Origin of the sequence: Colwellia sp. BRX10-9 (genome assembly GCF_014077405.1) — a bacterium.
Lineage (GTDB): Bacteria > Pseudomonadota > Gammaproteobacteria > Enterobacterales > Alteromonadaceae > Colwellia_A.
Genome location: NZ_JACGVV010000039.1, coordinates 15326 through 31252 on the forward strand (window position 1 = coordinate 15326; position 15927 = coordinate 31252).

A 15927-nucleotide genomic window follows, 5' to 3' on the forward strand; every position below is an offset into this window, starting at 1 on the left:
ATTCACAATTATAGAAGTTAACGTCAACAAAGCCTACAAAAAACTGTCATCTTTTTGGTATTTTAAAGATATAATATAGAAAATACTTTTGTTGGATATCTTCAGGCAAATTAATGAATTATATAATGATGATTGCAGGACTGTTGATGTTAATCATTGGCGGTGAACTTTTGATACGTGGAGCCATGTCTGCCGCGAACAAACTTAACGTTTCTCCCTTTTTAAGTGGTTTAGTCATTGTTGGTTTTGGCACCTCCATGCCAGAATTAATCGTTTCAGTAAATGCCATAATGAATAACAATTCAGCTGTGGCATTAGGGAACATCATGGGGAGTAATATAGGTAATATTGGTCTTATTATTGGTACTTGTGGATTAATAGCCCCTTTGGCGTTTAAACAGTCTGCCCTTAAACGTGATGCGATAGTGATGCTAGGTGCTGTTTCTTTATTGATTTTAATAGGGCTAACCGGTTCTTTCTCTATTATTTCTGGTGTGGTGATGATTAGTGCGCTTTTGGCTTATTTAGGTTTCACCATTTACAAAGAGAAAAATCATAATACGGCTTCGCACAAACTCCACCAAGCTGAAGGAAAAGAGCTACACACTAAACCTCACAAAACTTGGCTGGTGATATTATCGATTGCATTCGGTTTAGGTTTTCTTATGCTAGGAGCACAATGGTTTGTTACTGGAGCAACGATTATTGCCAAAGCCTTAGGAGTATCTGACGCGCTTATAGGGCTCACTTTAGTTGCTATAGGGACATCACTGCCCGAATTTACTATTTCGGTAATGGCGGTATTAAGAAAACACATGGATGTAGCTGTTGCAAATGTTGTTGGCAGTAACATTTTTAATATTCTGGGTATTCTTGGTGTTTCTTCTTTAATTTCACCCATTTCGTTCCAAGGAAGATTTGCCGAGTTTGATCAGTGGGCTTTATTATTTATTACGTTGGTATTGACCGTGTTCTTATTGTTTGGTCATTCAATAGGCAAACTAAAAGCAATCTTTTTACTCTTGTTTTATGTTGCTTATGTTTCGCTTGGGTATCTCTATTTCAATTAGTTACAAGCACTGATAAAAAAATACCTGGTTGCTAGATGAGCAAACAGGTATTTTATTGTATTATTGCAGCGCAATAGAAAATTATTCTTCACCCATAGCTTCAATTTCATCAGGTGTAATACTAGCAGCATGATGGCCTTTGGGGCCTGCATTTAGTTCATAATCAACGTCTTGACCAGCTTTTAATGTACGGTATCCTTCCATTTGGATTGTTGAATAATGCGCGAAAATATCTTCACCACCATCCTCTGGACGAATAAAACCAAACCCTTTTGCATTATTAAACCACTTCACTGTCCCGTGAGCCATACTTCAACTTCCTTCTACATCGGTAATTAGGTATGCTTGCATAAAAGCATTAACATAAATGTATTAATGATTAAAAAATAATCACTAAAGTAAACAGTAGACAAGTTATATAAATAATCAAGTTAATTTTATCAGTTAATTGAATATTTATTTTTTTAAATGTTAAAGCAAAATCACTAGGTACAGACTAATATAAAATTATGAGCAAGTGGAAAGAGTTACTAGATAATCAAGAAGTCCTTGAAGACGAACTTGTAGAGCAATTTGAAAAGCCCCCTATGTATACTGTTGTGTTACTTAACGATGATTATACGCCGATGGATTTTGTCATAGATGTGCTGTGTCGATTTTTTAATATGAACTCAGATAAGGCGACCGACGTAATGTTAGAGATTCATTATAAAGGAAAGGGGCGATGCGGTACTTTTACTGCTGAAATAGCAGAAACAAAAGTTGAACAAGTTAATCAATACGCATTAGAAAATGAGCACCCATTGCAATGTACAATGGAAAAAGCGTGAATTCGCATGGTTTAAAGTGGAGTAGTCTATGCTGAACAAAGATTTAGAAATATCATTAAATATGGCTTTCCGTCAAGCCAAGGACTCCCGTCATGAATTTATGACGGTTGAGCATTTATTATTAGCCTTATTAGATAACCCTTCATCAATCGAAGCGCTTAAAGCTTGTGCTGCCGATATGGGAAAAATACGTAAAGAGTTATTAGATTTTATAGCAGAAACAACGCCAGTGATCCCAGAAGGGGAAATTGAACGTGAAACTCAACCAACGTTAGGTTTTCAGCGTGTATTACAACGAGCTGTTTTTCATGTGCAATCTTCTGGAAAAAGTGAAGTTAACGGTTCCAATGTCCTGGTTGCTATTTTCAGTGAACAAGAATCTCAAGCGGCTTACTTTCTGAAAAAATCAGACATTAGTCGTTTAGACATTGTAAATTTCATTTCTCATGGAATTTCTAAAATAGAACATACGGATTCTCCGCAATCTACCGAAGAAGCTCACGTTGAAGAACCCCGTACTATTGAAAACTTTGCTACCAATCTTAACGAAGAAGCGAGAAAAGGGAATATTGACCCGCTAATTGGTCGCGATAGCGAATTAGAACGAACTTTACAGGTGCTAAGTCGTCGCCGTAAGAATAACCCTTTATTTGTTGGTGAAGCAGGGGTGGGTAAAACGGCTATTGCCGAAGGACTTGCCAATTTAGTTATTTCTGACGATGTACCTGAATTCTTAGCTGAAACCACTATTTACTCGCTTGATATGGGCGCTTTATTAGCGGGCACCAAATACCGTGGTGATTTTGAAAAACGTTTTAAAGGCTTATTAAAAGAGTTGGAAGAAGAGGGCAATGCCATTCTATTTATCGATGAAATTCATACGATAATTGGTGCTGGTGCTGCTTCCGGTGGCATGATGGATGCTTCTAATTTAATAAAACCATTATTATCATCAGGAAAACTTCGTTGCATGGGTTCAACGACCTACCAAGAATACCAAAGTGTTTTTGAAAAAGATCGTGCATTAGCGCGCCGTTTTCAAAAAATAGATGTTGTTGAGCCAAGTGTTGATGACACCACTAAAATATTGCATGGTTTAAAAGAAAAATACGAATCACATCACGGTATTCGTTATACCAATAAAGCCTTGCGTGCAGCTGCACAATTGTCGGCTAAATATATCAATGAGCGTTTTCTTCCCGATAAAGCCATTGATGTTATTGATGAAGCGGGTGCAAAACAACAATTAGTTGCTGCTTCGAAGCGTAAAAAAGTAATTAACGACAGTGATATAGAATCTATTGTTGCCAAAATGGCGAGGATCCCTGAAAAGTCAGTTTCATCATCAGAAAAAGACAGCCTTAAGACATTAGACCGTAACTTGAAAATGGTTGTTTTTGGACAAGACCACGCTATTGATGAACTGACGTCAGTAATTCGCTTATCTCGTGCTGGTTTAGGTAATGAACACAAACCTGTTGGTTCGTTCTTATTTGCTGGGCCAACTGGGGTGGGTAAAACAGAAGTAACACAACAATTAGCTAAATCTTTAGGTGTCGAACTATTACGCTACGACATGTCAGAGTACATGGAGAAACATGCGGTAAGCCGCTTAATAGGTGCTCCTCCAGGTTATGTTGGTTATGAGCAAGGCGGTTTATTAACGGATGCAGTAATCAAGCATCCTCATTCTGTGGTTTTGTTAGATGAAATTGAAAAAGCGCATGAAGATGTTTATAACATTTTATTGCAGGTCATGGACCACGGAACATTAACCGATAATAACGGTCGTAAAGCTGATTTTAGAAATATTGTTTTAGTGTTAACAACCAATGCGGGAGCTCATGAAATAACTCGCCAATCTATTGGTTTTAAACAACAAGATCAGTCAATTGATGCAATGGGTGAAATTAATAAAACCTTCTCACCTGAATTTAGAAATCGTTTAGACAATATTGTCTGGTTCAACCATTTAGATGAAGTTGTTATTCAACAAGTGGTTGATAAATTTATTGTTGAACTACAGGCACTACTTGATCAAAAAGGCGTTTCATTAGAATTAACGAAAGACGCTAGAAAATGGTTGGCTGTTAACGGTTATGATAAATCGATGGGCGCTCGACCTATGTCACGTCTAATACAAGAGCACTTAAAGAAACCATTAGCTAATGAATTATTGTTTGGTGATCTAACACACGGTGGCGTGGCGAAAGTTGGTGTCAAAAAAGATAAATTAGTACTCAGTTATATTCAAAAGAAAGAATTGGTTGAGCATTAGCAGCAAACGGAGCTAACCAAACACTTTACGTCACGGTGTTTGGTTTCGTTTCATTTAGATAAATTTTGCTGAATATAAAAAAGCCGCAGGGGAGTTATCCTCAGCGGCTTTTTTTATTTAAGCGTTGAAATATACCTTATAGATAAATTTAACGTTGAGTTGAACGTTTAGCTTGAACAGCCGCCGATAACTCATCTAACAAACTGACACTGGTGTCTAAGTTAATACAGGCATCAGTGATACTTTGTCCGTAGGTGAGTTTGTTAACATCAACCACTTTTTGGTTACCCTCAACTAAGAAGCTTTCAACCATTACACCAAATATAGCCTTGTCGCCTTGCTCCATTTGAGCTCTTAAAGAGCGAGCAACGTCAATTTGTTTGCTATGGTCTTTAAAACTATTACCATGGCTACAATCGATCATAATACGATTTTCTAAGCCAGCTTTAGCCAATACTTCACCGGTCTTACTAATGTTTTCTGCGTGATAGTTCGGCTCTTTACCGCCACGTAAAATAACATGAGCAAATGGGTTACCATGCGTTTGATAAATACACATTTGACCACTTTTATTGGGTGAGTATAAAACATGAGGCACACTTGAGGCGTTGATGGCGTCAACAGCGATCTGTACATTACCGTCAGTGCCATTTTTAAAACCTACCGGACATGAAAGTGCTGAAGCTAATTCTCGGTGAACTTGGCTTTCAGTTGTTCTAGCACCAATAGCTCCCCAGCTTATTAAATCTGAAATATATTGGCCGGTCACCATATCTAAAAATTCAGTACCTGCAGGTAAACCGAGCTTATTAATATCCATTAATAACGATCGAGCCAGGTTTAAGCCTTTGGCTACATGAAAAGATTTATCTAAATCAGGGTCACTGATCAAACCTTTCCAGCCAACCGTTGTACGAGGCTTTTCAAAATAAACACGCATGACAATCAATAAATCATCTCGGTACTTATCATGTAATACTTTAAGTTTCTCTGCGTAATCAACAGCAGCAGTGGTGTCGTGAATTGAACACGGGCCAATAATGACCAGTAAACGGTCGTCGTCACCGGTGATAATCGCTTCAATGTCTTTTCTGCTTTGGATGATAAAACTCGCTGTTTCATCATCTAGTGGGATTTGCTGTGCTAATTCTTCAGGAGAAACAAGGTTTTCAATTAGCGTGGTTCTAAATTCATCCGTTTTAATAGTCATGGTAATCTAATTTTTTTATTTGAAGGCGTTAATGCGCAATAAAAAAGCCAGCGCAATATAATTTATCGCGCTAACATAACCAAATTAGCGGCTTATGTGAAATGCTTTCTGTATTTTCAAAGATTAATTTGAACTAAGTTAATATTTATAGCGTTGTAACCCTGTTTCATTGAGGATTTTTGCTGATATTTCTTCTACTGAAAACTTTGTGCTGTTAAGGAAGGGAATTTTTTCTTTTTTATACAGTTTTTCCACTTCTCTAACTTCCATTCGACACTGTCGTGCTGATGAATATTTACTGTTCGCTAATCTTTCACCGCGAATATCAATTAAGCGTTGTGCGTCGATAGTTAAGCCAAACAGTTTCTTTTTATGAGGTTTTAAAAAGTCAGGTAAAGTCAGGTCGTCCATATCATCATCAGTAAAAGGATAGTTCGCTGCTTTGATACCATATTGTAGTGCGAGGTATAACGAGGTTGGTGTTTTACCCGAGCGCGATACACCCACGAGAATAACGTCGGCATGCTCATAATTGGTAACATTTGAACCATCATCATTGGCCAGTGAATAATTAACCGCATCAATACGATAATCATAACTATTTTCGTGAATACTGTGCGTGCGATGAGCGGTAGGCTTAGCGTCTAGTTGCAGTTCTTTCTCAAGTGGCGCGACAAAATGCTCTAGGAAGTTATAAATAACGCCATCACAACTATCAATAATTTTTCTAATGTCGTTATTAACAAAGGTATGAAAAACTAACGGTGGCATACCGGTACGTTTAGCGGCCTTATTAATTTTTATTTTTGCCGCTTCTGCTTTTTCAACAGTTTCAACAAATGAAATAGTGTCGTGATCAAATTCCATAGGAAAAAGTGAAAGCAAAGCATGACCAAAAACCTCTGATGTAATGGCTGTGCCATCAGAAATATAAAAAGCAGCGCGCATTTAAAAACCTCTTTATTATTTTTAATACTCAACCAATAAAATTAGCTGAGTTTTTTTATAGTTAAAATAAATGACTACTGCCAGATAAAATTAATAAGTAGGTTAATGACTTAATAAATTTTATGCAGGACATTTACCCATTTTTCTGATGAAAACTAGGCCATTCAATTAATCAAATGGGTATAACTGTAACTTATACTGAAATGTTTCAAATAACATTTCAGTTTATAAAGTTCGCAGTGTAAAATGTCTTAAGCTATAAATATACTGATATAACTCATAAATCTATTTATTTTTGTTTCTTTTTTTTTGGAGAAGATGTCGTGCAAGAAAATGTACTTTGGTATGAAGTTTTAGGAATGAATGATGTTGACCGCGTTGGCGGAAAAAATGCATCACTTGGTGAAATGATCTCAAACCTTTCAAACGTAGGCGTGCAAGTCCCAGGTGGTTTTGCTACGACTTCCTATGCATTTAATGAATTCTTAGAACAAAGTGGCATCAACGACAAAATATATCAGTTACTTGATAATTTAGATGTTGATGACCTAGCCGCATTATCAAAATCAGGTGAAACAATCCGTAATTGGATCATAGAAACACCATTTCTACCTGAAATGCAGCAAGATATAGCAAAAGCCTACACCACCTTAGCCGATGGTTTTGCTGACGATGCTTCATTTGCTGTTCGTTCTTCAGCAACGGCAGAAGATATGCCCGATGCTTCTTTTGCGGGACAACAAGAAACTTTCTTAAACGTACGTGGTTTTGACGCTGTGATGATAGCGATCAAACATGTTTACGCTTCTTTATTTAACGACCGTGCTATTTCTTACCGTGTTCATCAAGGTTATGACCATCGTGGTGTTGCTTTATCTGCTGGCATTCAGCGTATGGTACGTAGTGATATTGCTTCAAGCGGTGTGATGTTCTCTATTGATACTGAGTCTGGTTTTGAAGACGTAGTCTTTATTACCTCAAGTTACGGTTTAGGTGAAATGGTGGTGCAGGGCGCAGTTAACCCTGATGAATTTTATGTTCATAAACCTACACTTGCTAAAGGTAGACCGTCGGTTGTTCGTCGTAATATCGGTAGTAAAGCCATAAAAATGATTTACACCACAGATCAAAGTCATGGCAAACAAGTTGAAATTGTTGATATTGAAGAAAAGTTGTCTAATCAATTTTCATTAACCGATGATGAAGTTCAAGAACTTGCCAAACAAGCCGTTATTATTGAAAAGCATTATCAACGTCCAATGGATATTGAATGGGCTAAAGATGGCTTAGACGGTAAGCTTTACATCGTTCAGGCGCGCCCTGAAACAGTTCGAAGCCGTGAAAGCGCTAATGTCATGGAACAGTTTCAATTACAAACAACCGCTGATGTTATTTGTGAAGGTCGCTCAATAGGTCACAAAATTGGTAGTGGTGAAGCAAAGGTTTTAGCTTCACTGGCTGAAATGGATAAAATTAAGCCCGGTGATGTTTTAGTCACCGATATGACCGACCCTGATTGGGAGCCTATTATGAAGCGTGCTTCTGCGATTGTTACTAATCGTGGTGGTAGAACTTGTCATGCTGCAATTATTGCTCGTGAAATGGGTATTCCTGCGGTTGTTGGTTGTGGTGATGCGACAAAACGTATTGCTAATGGTGATGATATTACCGTTTCTTGTGCTGAAGGTGATACCGGTTTTATCTACAAAGGTAAACTTGATTTTACTGTAACAACTTCACAAGTTGATTCGATGCCAGAAGTTCCATTAAAAATAATGATGAATGTTGGTAACCCAGACAGAGCCTTTGGTTTTGCTCGTTTACCTCATGCGGGTATTGGTTTAGCGCGTTTAGAATTCATTATTAATAAGATGATTGGTATTCATCCAAAAGCGTTGTTAAATTTTGACGAGCAATCTGACGATTTAAAAGATGAAATTAACGACATTATCGTTGGTTATGCTAGCCCAGTTGAATTTTATATTGCTAAGCTAACTGAAGGTATTGCAACCTTAGCGTCAGCTTATTCGCCTGAGAAAGTAATCGTTAGAATGTCTGATTTCAAATCAAACGAATATGCTAACTTAGTTGGCGGCGACGTGTTTGAACCGGAAGAAGAAAATCCAATGATTGGCTATCGCGGTGCAGCACGTTATATCTCTAAAGATTTCCGTGAATGTTTTGCACTTGAGTGTGAAGCGATTAAACGCGTGCGAAACGACATGGATTTTACCAACGTTGAAGTCATGATCCCATTTGTTCGTACGGTAGAAGAAGCCGAGCAAGTTATTGAAATACTCGCTGAGAATGGTCTGAAACGTGGTGAAAATGGTTTGCGCGTTATTATGATGTGTGAATTACCGTCGAACTGTTTGTTAGCTGATCAATTCCTAGATCATTTTGACGGATTTTCTATCGGTTCAAACGATTTAACGCAATTAACACTAGGTTTAGACCGTGACTCTGGTTTAATCGCTCATTTATTTGATGAACGTAATCCTGCGATTAAAGCCTTATTGTCGATGGCGATTAAAGCTTGTAAAGCGCGTGGTAAATATGTGGGTATTTGTGGCCAAGGCCCGTCAGATCACCCTGATTTTGCCGCATGGTTGGTTGAAGAAGGTATCGACAGTGTTTCGCTTAATCCAGATACGGTATTAGCGACTTGGTTGTATATTGCTGAAAACCACAAGAATAAATAATCGTATAGTGTGGTTTATCGGTGAATAATGTGAGGTCATAGCCTCACTGGCAATATAATAAACAAAGGCTAGGTTCTTTTTACTATAAGTTTAGTTAAAAAGTTCTTAGCCTTTTTGCACTCTTCAACAAAACTTGAGTCATAATTCAAAACTGACGTGATATACTTAGCTTAACCTTAAATCGTTAATATGTTTTTCGTCTATGTCTCAGAGCTTACCTTCATTAGAACACCAAGAACTTATCGCTCCACTGTATCAAAAGTTTTCTCAGGAGCTTGGTAACAGTCAATATAGCGGTGAAATTAATTGCCAATATAGTGCTCGGCTAGCGGTTGCTACCGACAACAGCATTTATCAACAATTACCACAATTGGTTTTACATCCTCGAAGTAAGCAAGACGTACAATTGATCAGTCAATTGTCTTCAACGCCAAAGTATCAAAGTATTAAGTTTAGTGCGCGTGGCGGTGGAACTGGCACCAATGGACAAAGCTTAACGCCAGGCATTGTCGTTGACTTGTCAAAATATATGAACCGTATTTTAGAAATTAATATTGAAGAAAACTGGATACGTGTTGAAGCGGGCGTCATCAAAGATCAATTAAATGATTATTTACGTCCACACGGTTTTTTCTTTTCTCCAGATTTATCAACCAGTAGTCGTGCAACCATTGGTGGCATGATTAATACTGATGCTTCCGGACAAGGCTCTCTGGTCTATGGCAAAACCTCTAATCATGTTTTAGCCCTAGAATCGGTTTTAGCCAACGGTGACTTTCTGTCAACATCTCCGATGTCCATTGAGGAAGCGGAAGAACTCGCGCAACAAAATAGCAGTTACGGCCATATTGTTAAACAAGTACTGGCCTCATGTCGTGACAACCGAGCCTTGATTTTAGAAAAATTTCCGCGTTTAAATCGTTTTTTAACGGGTTATGATCTAGAAAATGTTTTTAATGATGATTTAAGCCAAGTTGATATTTCTCGTTTGATCACCGGTTCAGAAGGTTCGTTAGCCTTTGTTTGTGAGGCAAAACTCAACTTAACGCCAATTTTAAAAGCTAAAACACTGATTGTAATTAAATATGACAGTTTTGATTCTGCGCTGCGCCATTCACCGGCACTCGTTGAAGCTAAATCGACTTCAGTTGAAACCATCGATTCAAAAGTCTTAAATTTAGCCAAACAAGATATTGTCTGGCATTCGGTGCGTGATCTAATCACCGATGTTGACAGTAAAGTCATGGACGGTATTAATATTGTTGAGTACAACGGCACCAGTATTGAAGCGTTAGCCGATCAGGTCGCACAATTAACAGCACGTTTAGATAGCGACATTAGCAATAATACCGGTGTTATTGGTTATCAAGTGACCACTGATTTAAGCAGTATCAATAAACTTTATGGTATGCGAAAAAAAGCCGTTGGCTTGTTAGGCAACACAGCAGGTAGTCAAAAACCATTAGCTTTTGCCGAAGATACTGCCGTGCCACCCGAAAATTTAGCGGATTACATTGTTGAGTTTCGCGCATTACTCGATAGTTATGGTTTGCACTACGGCATGTTTGGTCATGTTGATGCGGGTGTTTTACATGTTCGTCCAGCACTCGATATGTGCGATCCTGAACAAGAAAAGTTGCTCCGCGAAATCTCTGATAAAGTGGTAACGTTAACCGCTAAATATGGTGGTTTAATGTGGGGTGAACATGGCAAAGGTTATCGCAGCGAATACAGTCCAAAATTTTTCGGTGAGCATTTATTTACTGAACTAAGAAAAATTAAAAGTGCTTTCGACCCGCATAATAAAATGAATCCAGGTAAAATTTGTACGCCACTTGAATCGAGTGAAAAACTAGTCTCGGTTGATGACACTAAACGGGGTTTCTATGACCGGCAAATACCTATAACGGTAAAAGATTCATTTAGTTCAGCGCTCGACTGTAATGGCAATGGCTTGTGTTTCAATTATGATGTAGACAGCCCAATGTGTCCTTCAAGCAAGGTAACGCGTGACCGAAGACATTCACCGAAAGGTAGAGCAGGCTTGATGCGTGAGTGGTTACGTCTTTTAGAAGCTAAGGGTGTCGACATTCTTAGTTTAGAAGAAAACATTCAGCATTGGTCTGTAAAACGTTTATTAGATAAGATAAAAAATCGTTTTTCAGCACATCAAAAAGAAGATTTTTCTCACGAAGTGATGGAAGCGATGCAAGGCTGTTTAGCCTGTAAAGCTTGTGCGAGTCAATGCCCTGTAAAAGTAGATGTTCCAGATTTTAGAGCGCGCTTTGTTAACTTATATCATTCAAGATACTTCCGTCCGTTAAAAGATCACTTAGTCGCTAATGTAGAAACATTAACGCCATTAATGGCCAAATCTCCGAAATTAATTAATTCGGTATTATCCCATAAATGGTACGACAAATTTTCACGAGCAACGATTGGTTATATTGATACACCGATACTTTCTGTACCTACCTTAGCAAAGCAAGTCAGAGAAAAAAATTATCAATCCTTTGATCTTGCTTATTTACAAGGGCTCAATAAAGAGCAACAAGCGAGTCATGTGCTGATCGTTCAAGACCCGTTTACTTCTTTTTATGATGCTAACGTCGTTGAAGCTATGATGGCATTAATTGAAAAGTTAGGTTTTACCCCAATATTATTACCGTTTAAACCTAATGGTAAACCGCAGCACGTAAAAGGATTTTTAGCTAAATTTGCAAAGACAGCTAAAAATACCGCTGAATTTTTAAATGAACTTCATCAGTTAAATATACCTATGGTCGGTTTAGATGCTTCATTAACGCTTTGCTATCGCGACGAATATAAACAAACGCTCGGTGATAAGCGTGGCGATTTTCACGTGCTGTTAGCCCATGAATGGTTATTAACGGTTATAGAACATCAGAATACTAAAACAGCACTTTCATCACTAACGGGTGATAAACCAGTAGCGCCTTATAAATTATTTGCGCATTGTACTGAGAAAACGGCATTAGCCGGTAGTGAAGGGCAATGGCGTGAGATATTCAAGTTATTTGGTTTGACACTTGAAAACGTCTCTGTGGGCTGTTGTGGTATGGCTGGTACTTACGGACATGAGCAAGTAAATTTTGAAAACTCAAAAATGTTATTTGAAATGAGTTGGCAAGATAAGTTAGCTAAATTAGAGGCTAAACAAGTCTTAGTGACTGGCTACTCCTGTAGAAGCCAAACAAAGCGTTTAGGAAACATGCAGACTCGTCATCCTGTGGAAGCGTTATTATCAGCTTTTGATTAAATGTTATCATTGACTAAAGTTATGATAAAGAGAGTCGATATAGTTTGTGACAAATGTTGTACTTGTTCTAACTTGCTATGTGCATAGCTAAAACGTGAGAGGCTTTATGTCGTTATCATTGAATAATATTGAAAGTGTGCAAACAGATATAACTACAGGTTATGCATTAAAAACCGCAGCCTTATCTAAAGGTCAGCAAGAGCTTGAAGGTGAAATGGCGCTAAAGCTTATCGCCTCGGCTGGCAGTGTTGACTCCGTGGCATTACCAACATCAGGTAGCAGTGGTTTCACTATCAATATTAAAGTTTAATATTGATAGTCGGAGAGTAAAACGTTTAAATACAGCGTGCTGGTTTTGGTAAACCAGCATACTTTGTTGCTTGTTTTGCTGGCCCTTCTTTGAATAATCGATATAAGTACCGACTACTTGATTTTTCTTCACCAAATTCTGCTTTCATCGCTTTTGTTAACGCTCTTATTGCCGGAGACGTATTGTAAGTCAGGTAGAACTCTCTAACGAAGCGTATAACTTCAAAGTGTTGCTCCGTTAATACCAATTGGTCTTTATCAGCAATTATCTGCGCTAAATCTGTATGCCAGTCTTTAAAGTTAATTAAATAACCTTGCTTGTCGGTGGCTATTTCTTGCTCATTAAAAAATAAACTCACTGCCAAGTTACCGATTTTTCTGTTGCACAAATCAATGTCATTAATGCATCGAGTGATAAAGTGTTTATTTTTTCTTTATCAATCGTTATAGCTCTTGCTTGTGCGTGCGCTTCAACAATATAAAGCGCGGGCAGCGCTATTTTACTTAAGGCTTGTTGCCATAAATCATGACTAAGGTTGTAGCAACCATCATCAAGTAGCACGATAGTGTCATTTGCTTGTATTACGTCAATACATTGTTCAAAGTCGCTTGTTTGAAAAGCGGATGTGCGCACTAAGTGAAGCATACTCATGTGGGTTAAAACCTTAATATTGATTGATGTTGGTGTAATGATATCGAGAACTCTGCACGGTCAAGTACTGCTACGTTTTCAATAGAAAAATCGTTAGCCAAGCCACGTTGAGTCAGTGAATGTTGGCAAACATAAATGTTTTCAATATCATAAAACTCTAATGCCGCTAACGTTTTTAAAAAGTCTTTTTGTTGGATAAATTCAGGTTGTTGTTTGGGTATTAATTGATAAACGCCATCGCCTTGAAAATACAAACTAATGGCTTGTTCATAAGAGCCAAAAATAAGGGCAACATCAAGAGAATCTTTAGCATTTGCTGCTGAAAAGGGTGCGCTGGCATTAACGATAGCAAGTGATTTTTTGGCTTCAGACATGATAAATACCTTACAGTTGAATTAGACGATCAGCGTTGACATTCAATTCTACTAACTCACCTAGGCCCGATAAGGTAAATGCCTGATGAATAGTAACGGCTTGACCATCATTAATATCATCACTTAGTCCACGTTTTTCTGCTGCAGTAGCACATAAGTGTAAAGGAATATCATAGTCGTGATGTAATTGTTGCCATTGTCGATGGGCTTGGTATTCGTCATTAGGGAGTGCAAGATGCTGGCTACCATTTAAAACACCGTCTTGATAAAAAAATACGCCAACAACGTTAATATCACTCTTTAACGCAGCGGTAACCATATTAATAGCAGTAGCCGTTAAGTTACTGTTGGGCGGGGTGGTAATAACAAAGGCGAGTTTTTTCACAAAATGTCCTACATACACAAGTAAATAGTGATTATAAATGAATATAAAAAAACCTCGGTGACCGTAAGATCAACGAGGTTTTATATTATAAGCAATAACTCACTTACATTCTATTATCTTACGATATTAATCATCGCCGCCCATTACACCTAAAAGGTGTAATAAATGCACGAAGATGTTGTAAATATTCAAGTATAAAGAAATAGTTGCTCGAATGTAGTTGGTTTCACCACCATTAATTATACGACTAGTATCAAACAAGATTAAACCAGACATAATCATGATAATAGCTGCGCTAACTGCTAATGAAAGAGCCGGTATTTGAAAGAAAATATTTGCAATACTTGCAACTATTACCACAATTAAACCGACCATCAAAAAACCACCCATAAACGAGAAGTCTTTTTTGCTAGTTAATGCATAACCCGATAAGGCGAAAAATATTAATGCAGTACCACCTAAGGCTTGCATTATCATTCCAGGACCTGCAGGCATTGCAGCGTAATGGTTAAGCATAGGGCCTAGAGAGGCTCCCATTAAACCAGTGAATGCAAAAATCCAAAAAATACCACTCGCTGAATCAGCTTTTTTGTTTACAACAAACATTAAGCCAAAAGCGACTAATGTCATTATAAGAGCTGCGCCGTGTGGCAAGTTCAACGACATAGAAATAGCGGCAGTAACGGCACTAAAAGCTAATGTCATTGATAACAACATATAGGTATTTTTAAGTACCTTGTTAATTTCTATAGCTGAGCTTTTACTCGCTTGTAAACCAATATTTGATTGCATAAAACTTCCTCTGATAACTTTAGTTATACTTTTTAGATAAGGCCATTTAAGTCAAATTCAAGAGTACTCTTAAACTTTCTTTATGACATCTTGACATATTATGACATGGCGTTTTTTAAAATACTATTATTTAGTTGCTTAAATTTGTTGATATTTACTAATAATTTGTGAATATTTGTAACTAAAAAATTTAGCCGCATTAACTAGCATTGGTGGCTTGTTGGTGATTGTTATTTTTCCAAGGTATTACTCACTTATTTTCTAAAACAGCTATTTGAGTGGTCATTTATCAATCCGGTTGCTTGTAAATGTGAATATAAGGTTGTTGAGCCTAGAAATTTAAAGCCAATCTTCTTCATGTCTTTGGCTAATCTATCACTAATAGGCGACGTAGCAACTGATTTCTCTGTATCATTTATACTGTTAACTTGGGTTTTATTATCAACATAAGACCAGATGAACTGACAAAAACTTCCGTACTCTTGCTGTATTTCAATAAATCGTTGTGCATTATTAATAGCCGCTACTATTTTTAGCCTGTTGCGTACTATTGAGGCATCTTGCATTAAACGTTCTACATCGTCGTTAGTAAACCTTGCAACTTTATTTACATCAAAGTCTAAAAATAACGTACGGTAACCTTCACGTTTCTTAAGAATAGTGTACCAACTTAAGCCAGCTTGTGCTGATTCTAAAACAAGGGATTCAAACATCACTTTATCGTCATGAACCGGCACTCCCCATTCTTCATCGTGGTATTTTACATAATCAGGTTTTGAGGTATCAAGCCAAGAACAGCGGCACTTGTTTACAGAAAAATTGTTATTACCCATACACACCCTTGAAGATTGTTTAAATAGCTAGCGATTTGTTGTTTTTTTTAGCAAACAAACATTTTTGTTAAATAAATGCTTTACAAGTCTTTTTCTACACTTTAATATTCGCCTCGTCTTCAAGCAAGCAATTGTTTTGAGACATTCAGGTGAGATGGCTGAGTGGTCGAAAGCACTGGTCTTGAAAACCAGCAAGGGTTTATAGCCCTTCTAGAGTTCAAATCTCTATCTCACCGCCAAACAAAGAAAAACCGCTAATCGAAA

At 37.6% G+C, this 15927-nt stretch carries 15 protein-coding genes and 1 tRNA gene; 7 read left to right on the plus strand and 9 right to left on the minus strand.

What is annotated here, in order from left to right:
* The first annotated feature begins 113 nt into the window (after nt 1-113).
* On the plus strand, nt 114-1070 hold the full coding sequence (locus H4J69_RS17150) for a calcium/sodium antiporter (RefSeq protein ID WP_182216004.1): 957 nt from the start codon (nt 114-116) through the stop codon (nt 1068-1070).
* 81 nt (nt 1071-1151) lie between these two features.
* Here H4J69_RS17150 and cspD read toward each other — a convergent pair whose 3' ends face one another.
* Nucleotides 1152-1379, minus strand: coding sequence for a cold shock domain-containing protein CspD (gene cspD, locus H4J69_RS17155; protein ID WP_070373660.1), 228 nt, complete (start codon nt 1377-1379; stop codon nt 1152-1154).
* Between the two features lie 200 nt (nt 1380-1579).
* Between cspD and clpS the strand changes: the two genes are divergently transcribed.
* The gene (gene clpS, locus H4J69_RS17160; RefSeq protein ID WP_070373659.1) at nt 1580-1900 is read left to right on the plus strand and encodes an ATP-dependent Clp protease adapter ClpS; all 321 of its coding nucleotides are present in this window, start codon (nt 1580-1582) and stop codon (nt 1898-1900) included.
* Between the two features lie 28 nt (nt 1901-1928).
* Nucleotides 1929-4178: an ATP-dependent Clp protease ATP-binding subunit ClpA gene (gene clpA, locus H4J69_RS17165; RefSeq protein ID WP_182216003.1), complete on the plus strand. Its 2250-nt coding sequence runs from the start codon at nt 1929-1931 to the stop codon at nt 4176-4178.
* Nucleotides 4179-4326: 148 nt separating this feature from the next.
* Here clpA and H4J69_RS17170 read toward each other — a convergent pair whose 3' ends face one another.
* Both H4J69_RS17170 and H4J69_RS17175 read right to left on the minus strand, forming a co-directional pair.
* Nucleotides 4327-5388 carry a 3-deoxy-7-phosphoheptulonate synthase gene (locus H4J69_RS17170; RefSeq protein ID WP_182216001.1) on the minus strand — a complete coding sequence of 354 codons (1062 nt, stop codon included), beginning with the start codon at nt 5386-5388 and terminating at the stop codon, nt 4327-4329.
* Nucleotides 5389-5526: 138 nt separating this feature from the next.
* Nucleotides 5527-6336 (minus strand): pyruvate, water dikinase regulatory protein, encoded by an 810-nt coding sequence (locus H4J69_RS17175; RefSeq protein ID WP_070373656.1) that lies wholly within the window; start codon nt 6334-6336, stop codon nt 5527-5529.
* Between the two features lie 323 nt (nt 6337-6659).
* On the opposite strand from H4J69_RS17175, the gene ppsA reads away from it, so the two are divergent.
* The 3 genes from ppsA (at nt 6660) to H4J69_RS17190 (ending at nt 12628) form a co-directional block, all read left to right on the plus strand.
* Nucleotides 6660-9038 (plus strand): phosphoenolpyruvate synthase, encoded by a 2379-nt coding sequence (gene ppsA, locus H4J69_RS17180; protein ID WP_182216000.1) that lies wholly within the window; start codon nt 6660-6662, stop codon nt 9036-9038.
* Between the two features lie 202 nt (nt 9039-9240).
* Nucleotides 9241-12318, plus strand: a complete 3078-nt coding sequence (locus tag H4J69_RS17185; RefSeq protein WP_182215998.1) for an FAD-binding and (Fe-S)-binding domain-containing protein — start codon at nt 9241-9243, stop codon at nt 12316-12318.
* A 106-nt stretch (nt 12319-12424) separates the two neighbouring features.
* On the plus strand, nt 12425-12628 hold the full coding sequence (locus H4J69_RS17190; RefSeq protein WP_070373653.1) for a hypothetical protein: 204 nt from the start codon (nt 12425-12427) through the stop codon (nt 12626-12628).
* A gap of 25 nt (nt 12629-12653) precedes the next feature.
* Here the strand turns inward: H4J69_RS17190 and H4J69_RS17195 are convergent, their stop codons facing one another.
* From H4J69_RS17195 to H4J69_RS17220, 6 genes are all read right to left on the minus strand, one after another.
* Nucleotides 12654-12992, minus strand: coding sequence for a TusE/DsrC/DsvC family sulfur relay protein (locus H4J69_RS17195; RefSeq protein WP_182216104.1), 339 nt, complete (start codon nt 12990-12992; stop codon nt 12654-12656).
* Entirely contained in the window at nt 12983-13279 is a 297-nt protein-coding gene (gene tusB, locus H4J69_RS17200) for a sulfurtransferase complex subunit TusB (protein ID WP_182244843.1), read from the minus strand. Before tusB ends, H4J69_RS17195 begins: the two co-directional genes overlap by 10 nt.
* A gap of 5 nt (nt 13280-13284) precedes the next feature.
* Nucleotides 13285-13653 (minus strand): sulfurtransferase complex subunit TusC, encoded by a 369-nt coding sequence (gene tusC, locus H4J69_RS17205; RefSeq protein WP_182215997.1) that lies wholly within the window; start codon nt 13651-13653, stop codon nt 13285-13287.
* Nucleotides 13654-13663: 10 nt separating this feature from the next.
* Nucleotides 13664-14038 (minus strand): sulfurtransferase complex subunit TusD, encoded by a 375-nt coding sequence (tusD, locus tag H4J69_RS17210; protein WP_182215995.1) that lies wholly within the window; start codon nt 14036-14038, stop codon nt 13664-13666.
* Nucleotides 14039-14164: 126 nt separating this feature from the next.
* Nucleotides 14165-14830 (minus strand): Bax inhibitor-1/YccA family protein, encoded by a 666-nt coding sequence (locus H4J69_RS17215; RefSeq protein ID WP_070373648.1) that lies wholly within the window; start codon nt 14828-14830, stop codon nt 14165-14167.
* A 254-nt stretch (nt 14831-15084) separates the two neighbouring features.
* Nucleotides 15085-15663: a DNA-3-methyladenine glycosylase I gene (locus H4J69_RS17220; protein WP_070373647.1), complete on the minus strand. Its 579-nt coding sequence runs from the start codon at nt 15661-15663 to the stop codon at nt 15085-15087.
* Between the two features lie 148 nt (nt 15664-15811).
* Here H4J69_RS17220 and H4J69_RS17225 point away from each other — a divergent pair.
* A tRNA-Ser gene (locus H4J69_RS17225) sits at nt 15812-15902 on the plus strand.
* Nucleotides 15903-15927 lie beyond the last annotated feature (25 nt).

Excerpts from the sequence above, each read along its gene's own strand:
- H4J69_RS17150 (WP_182216004.1), top strand. The coding sequence starts at position 114 with ATGAATTATATAATGATGATTGCAGGACTGTTGATGTTAATCATTGGC.
- cspD (WP_070373660.1), bottom strand. The coding sequence starts at position 1,379 with ATGGCTCACGGGACAGTGAAGTGGTTTAATAATGCAAAAGGGTTTGGT.
- clpS (WP_070373659.1), top strand. The coding sequence starts at position 1,580 with ATGAGCAAGTGGAAAGAGTTACTAGATAATCAAGAAGTCCTTGAAGAC.
- clpA (WP_182216003.1), top strand. The coding sequence starts at position 1,929 with ATGCTGAACAAAGATTTAGAAATATCATTAAATATGGCTTTCCGTCAA.
- H4J69_RS17170 (WP_182216001.1), bottom strand. The coding sequence starts at position 5,388 with ATGACTATTAAAACGGATGAATTTAGAACCACGCTAATTGAAAACCTT.
- H4J69_RS17175 (WP_070373656.1), bottom strand. The coding sequence starts at position 6,336 with ATGCGCGCTGCTTTTTATATTTCTGATGGCACAGCCATTACATCAGAG.
- H4J69_RS17185 (WP_182215998.1), top strand. The coding sequence starts at position 9,241 with ATGTCTCAGAGCTTACCTTCATTAGAACACCAAGAACTTATCGCTCCA.
- H4J69_RS17190 (WP_070373653.1), top strand. The coding sequence starts at position 12,425 with ATGTCGTTATCATTGAATAATATTGAAAGTGTGCAAACAGATATAACT.
- tusB (WP_182244843.1), bottom strand. The coding sequence starts at position 13,279 with ATGAGTATGCTTCACTTAGTGCGCACATCCGCTTTTCAAACAAGCGAC.
- tusC (WP_182215997.1), bottom strand. The coding sequence starts at position 13,653 with ATGTCTGAAGCCAAAAAATCACTTGCTATCGTTAATGCCAGCGCACCC.
- H4J69_RS17215 (WP_070373648.1), bottom strand. The coding sequence starts at position 14,830 with ATGCAATCAAATATTGGTTTACAAGCGAGTAAAAGCTCAGCTATAGAA.
- H4J69_RS17220 (WP_070373647.1), bottom strand. The coding sequence starts at position 15,663 with ATGGGTAATAACAATTTTTCTGTAAACAAGTGCCGCTGTTCTTGGCTT.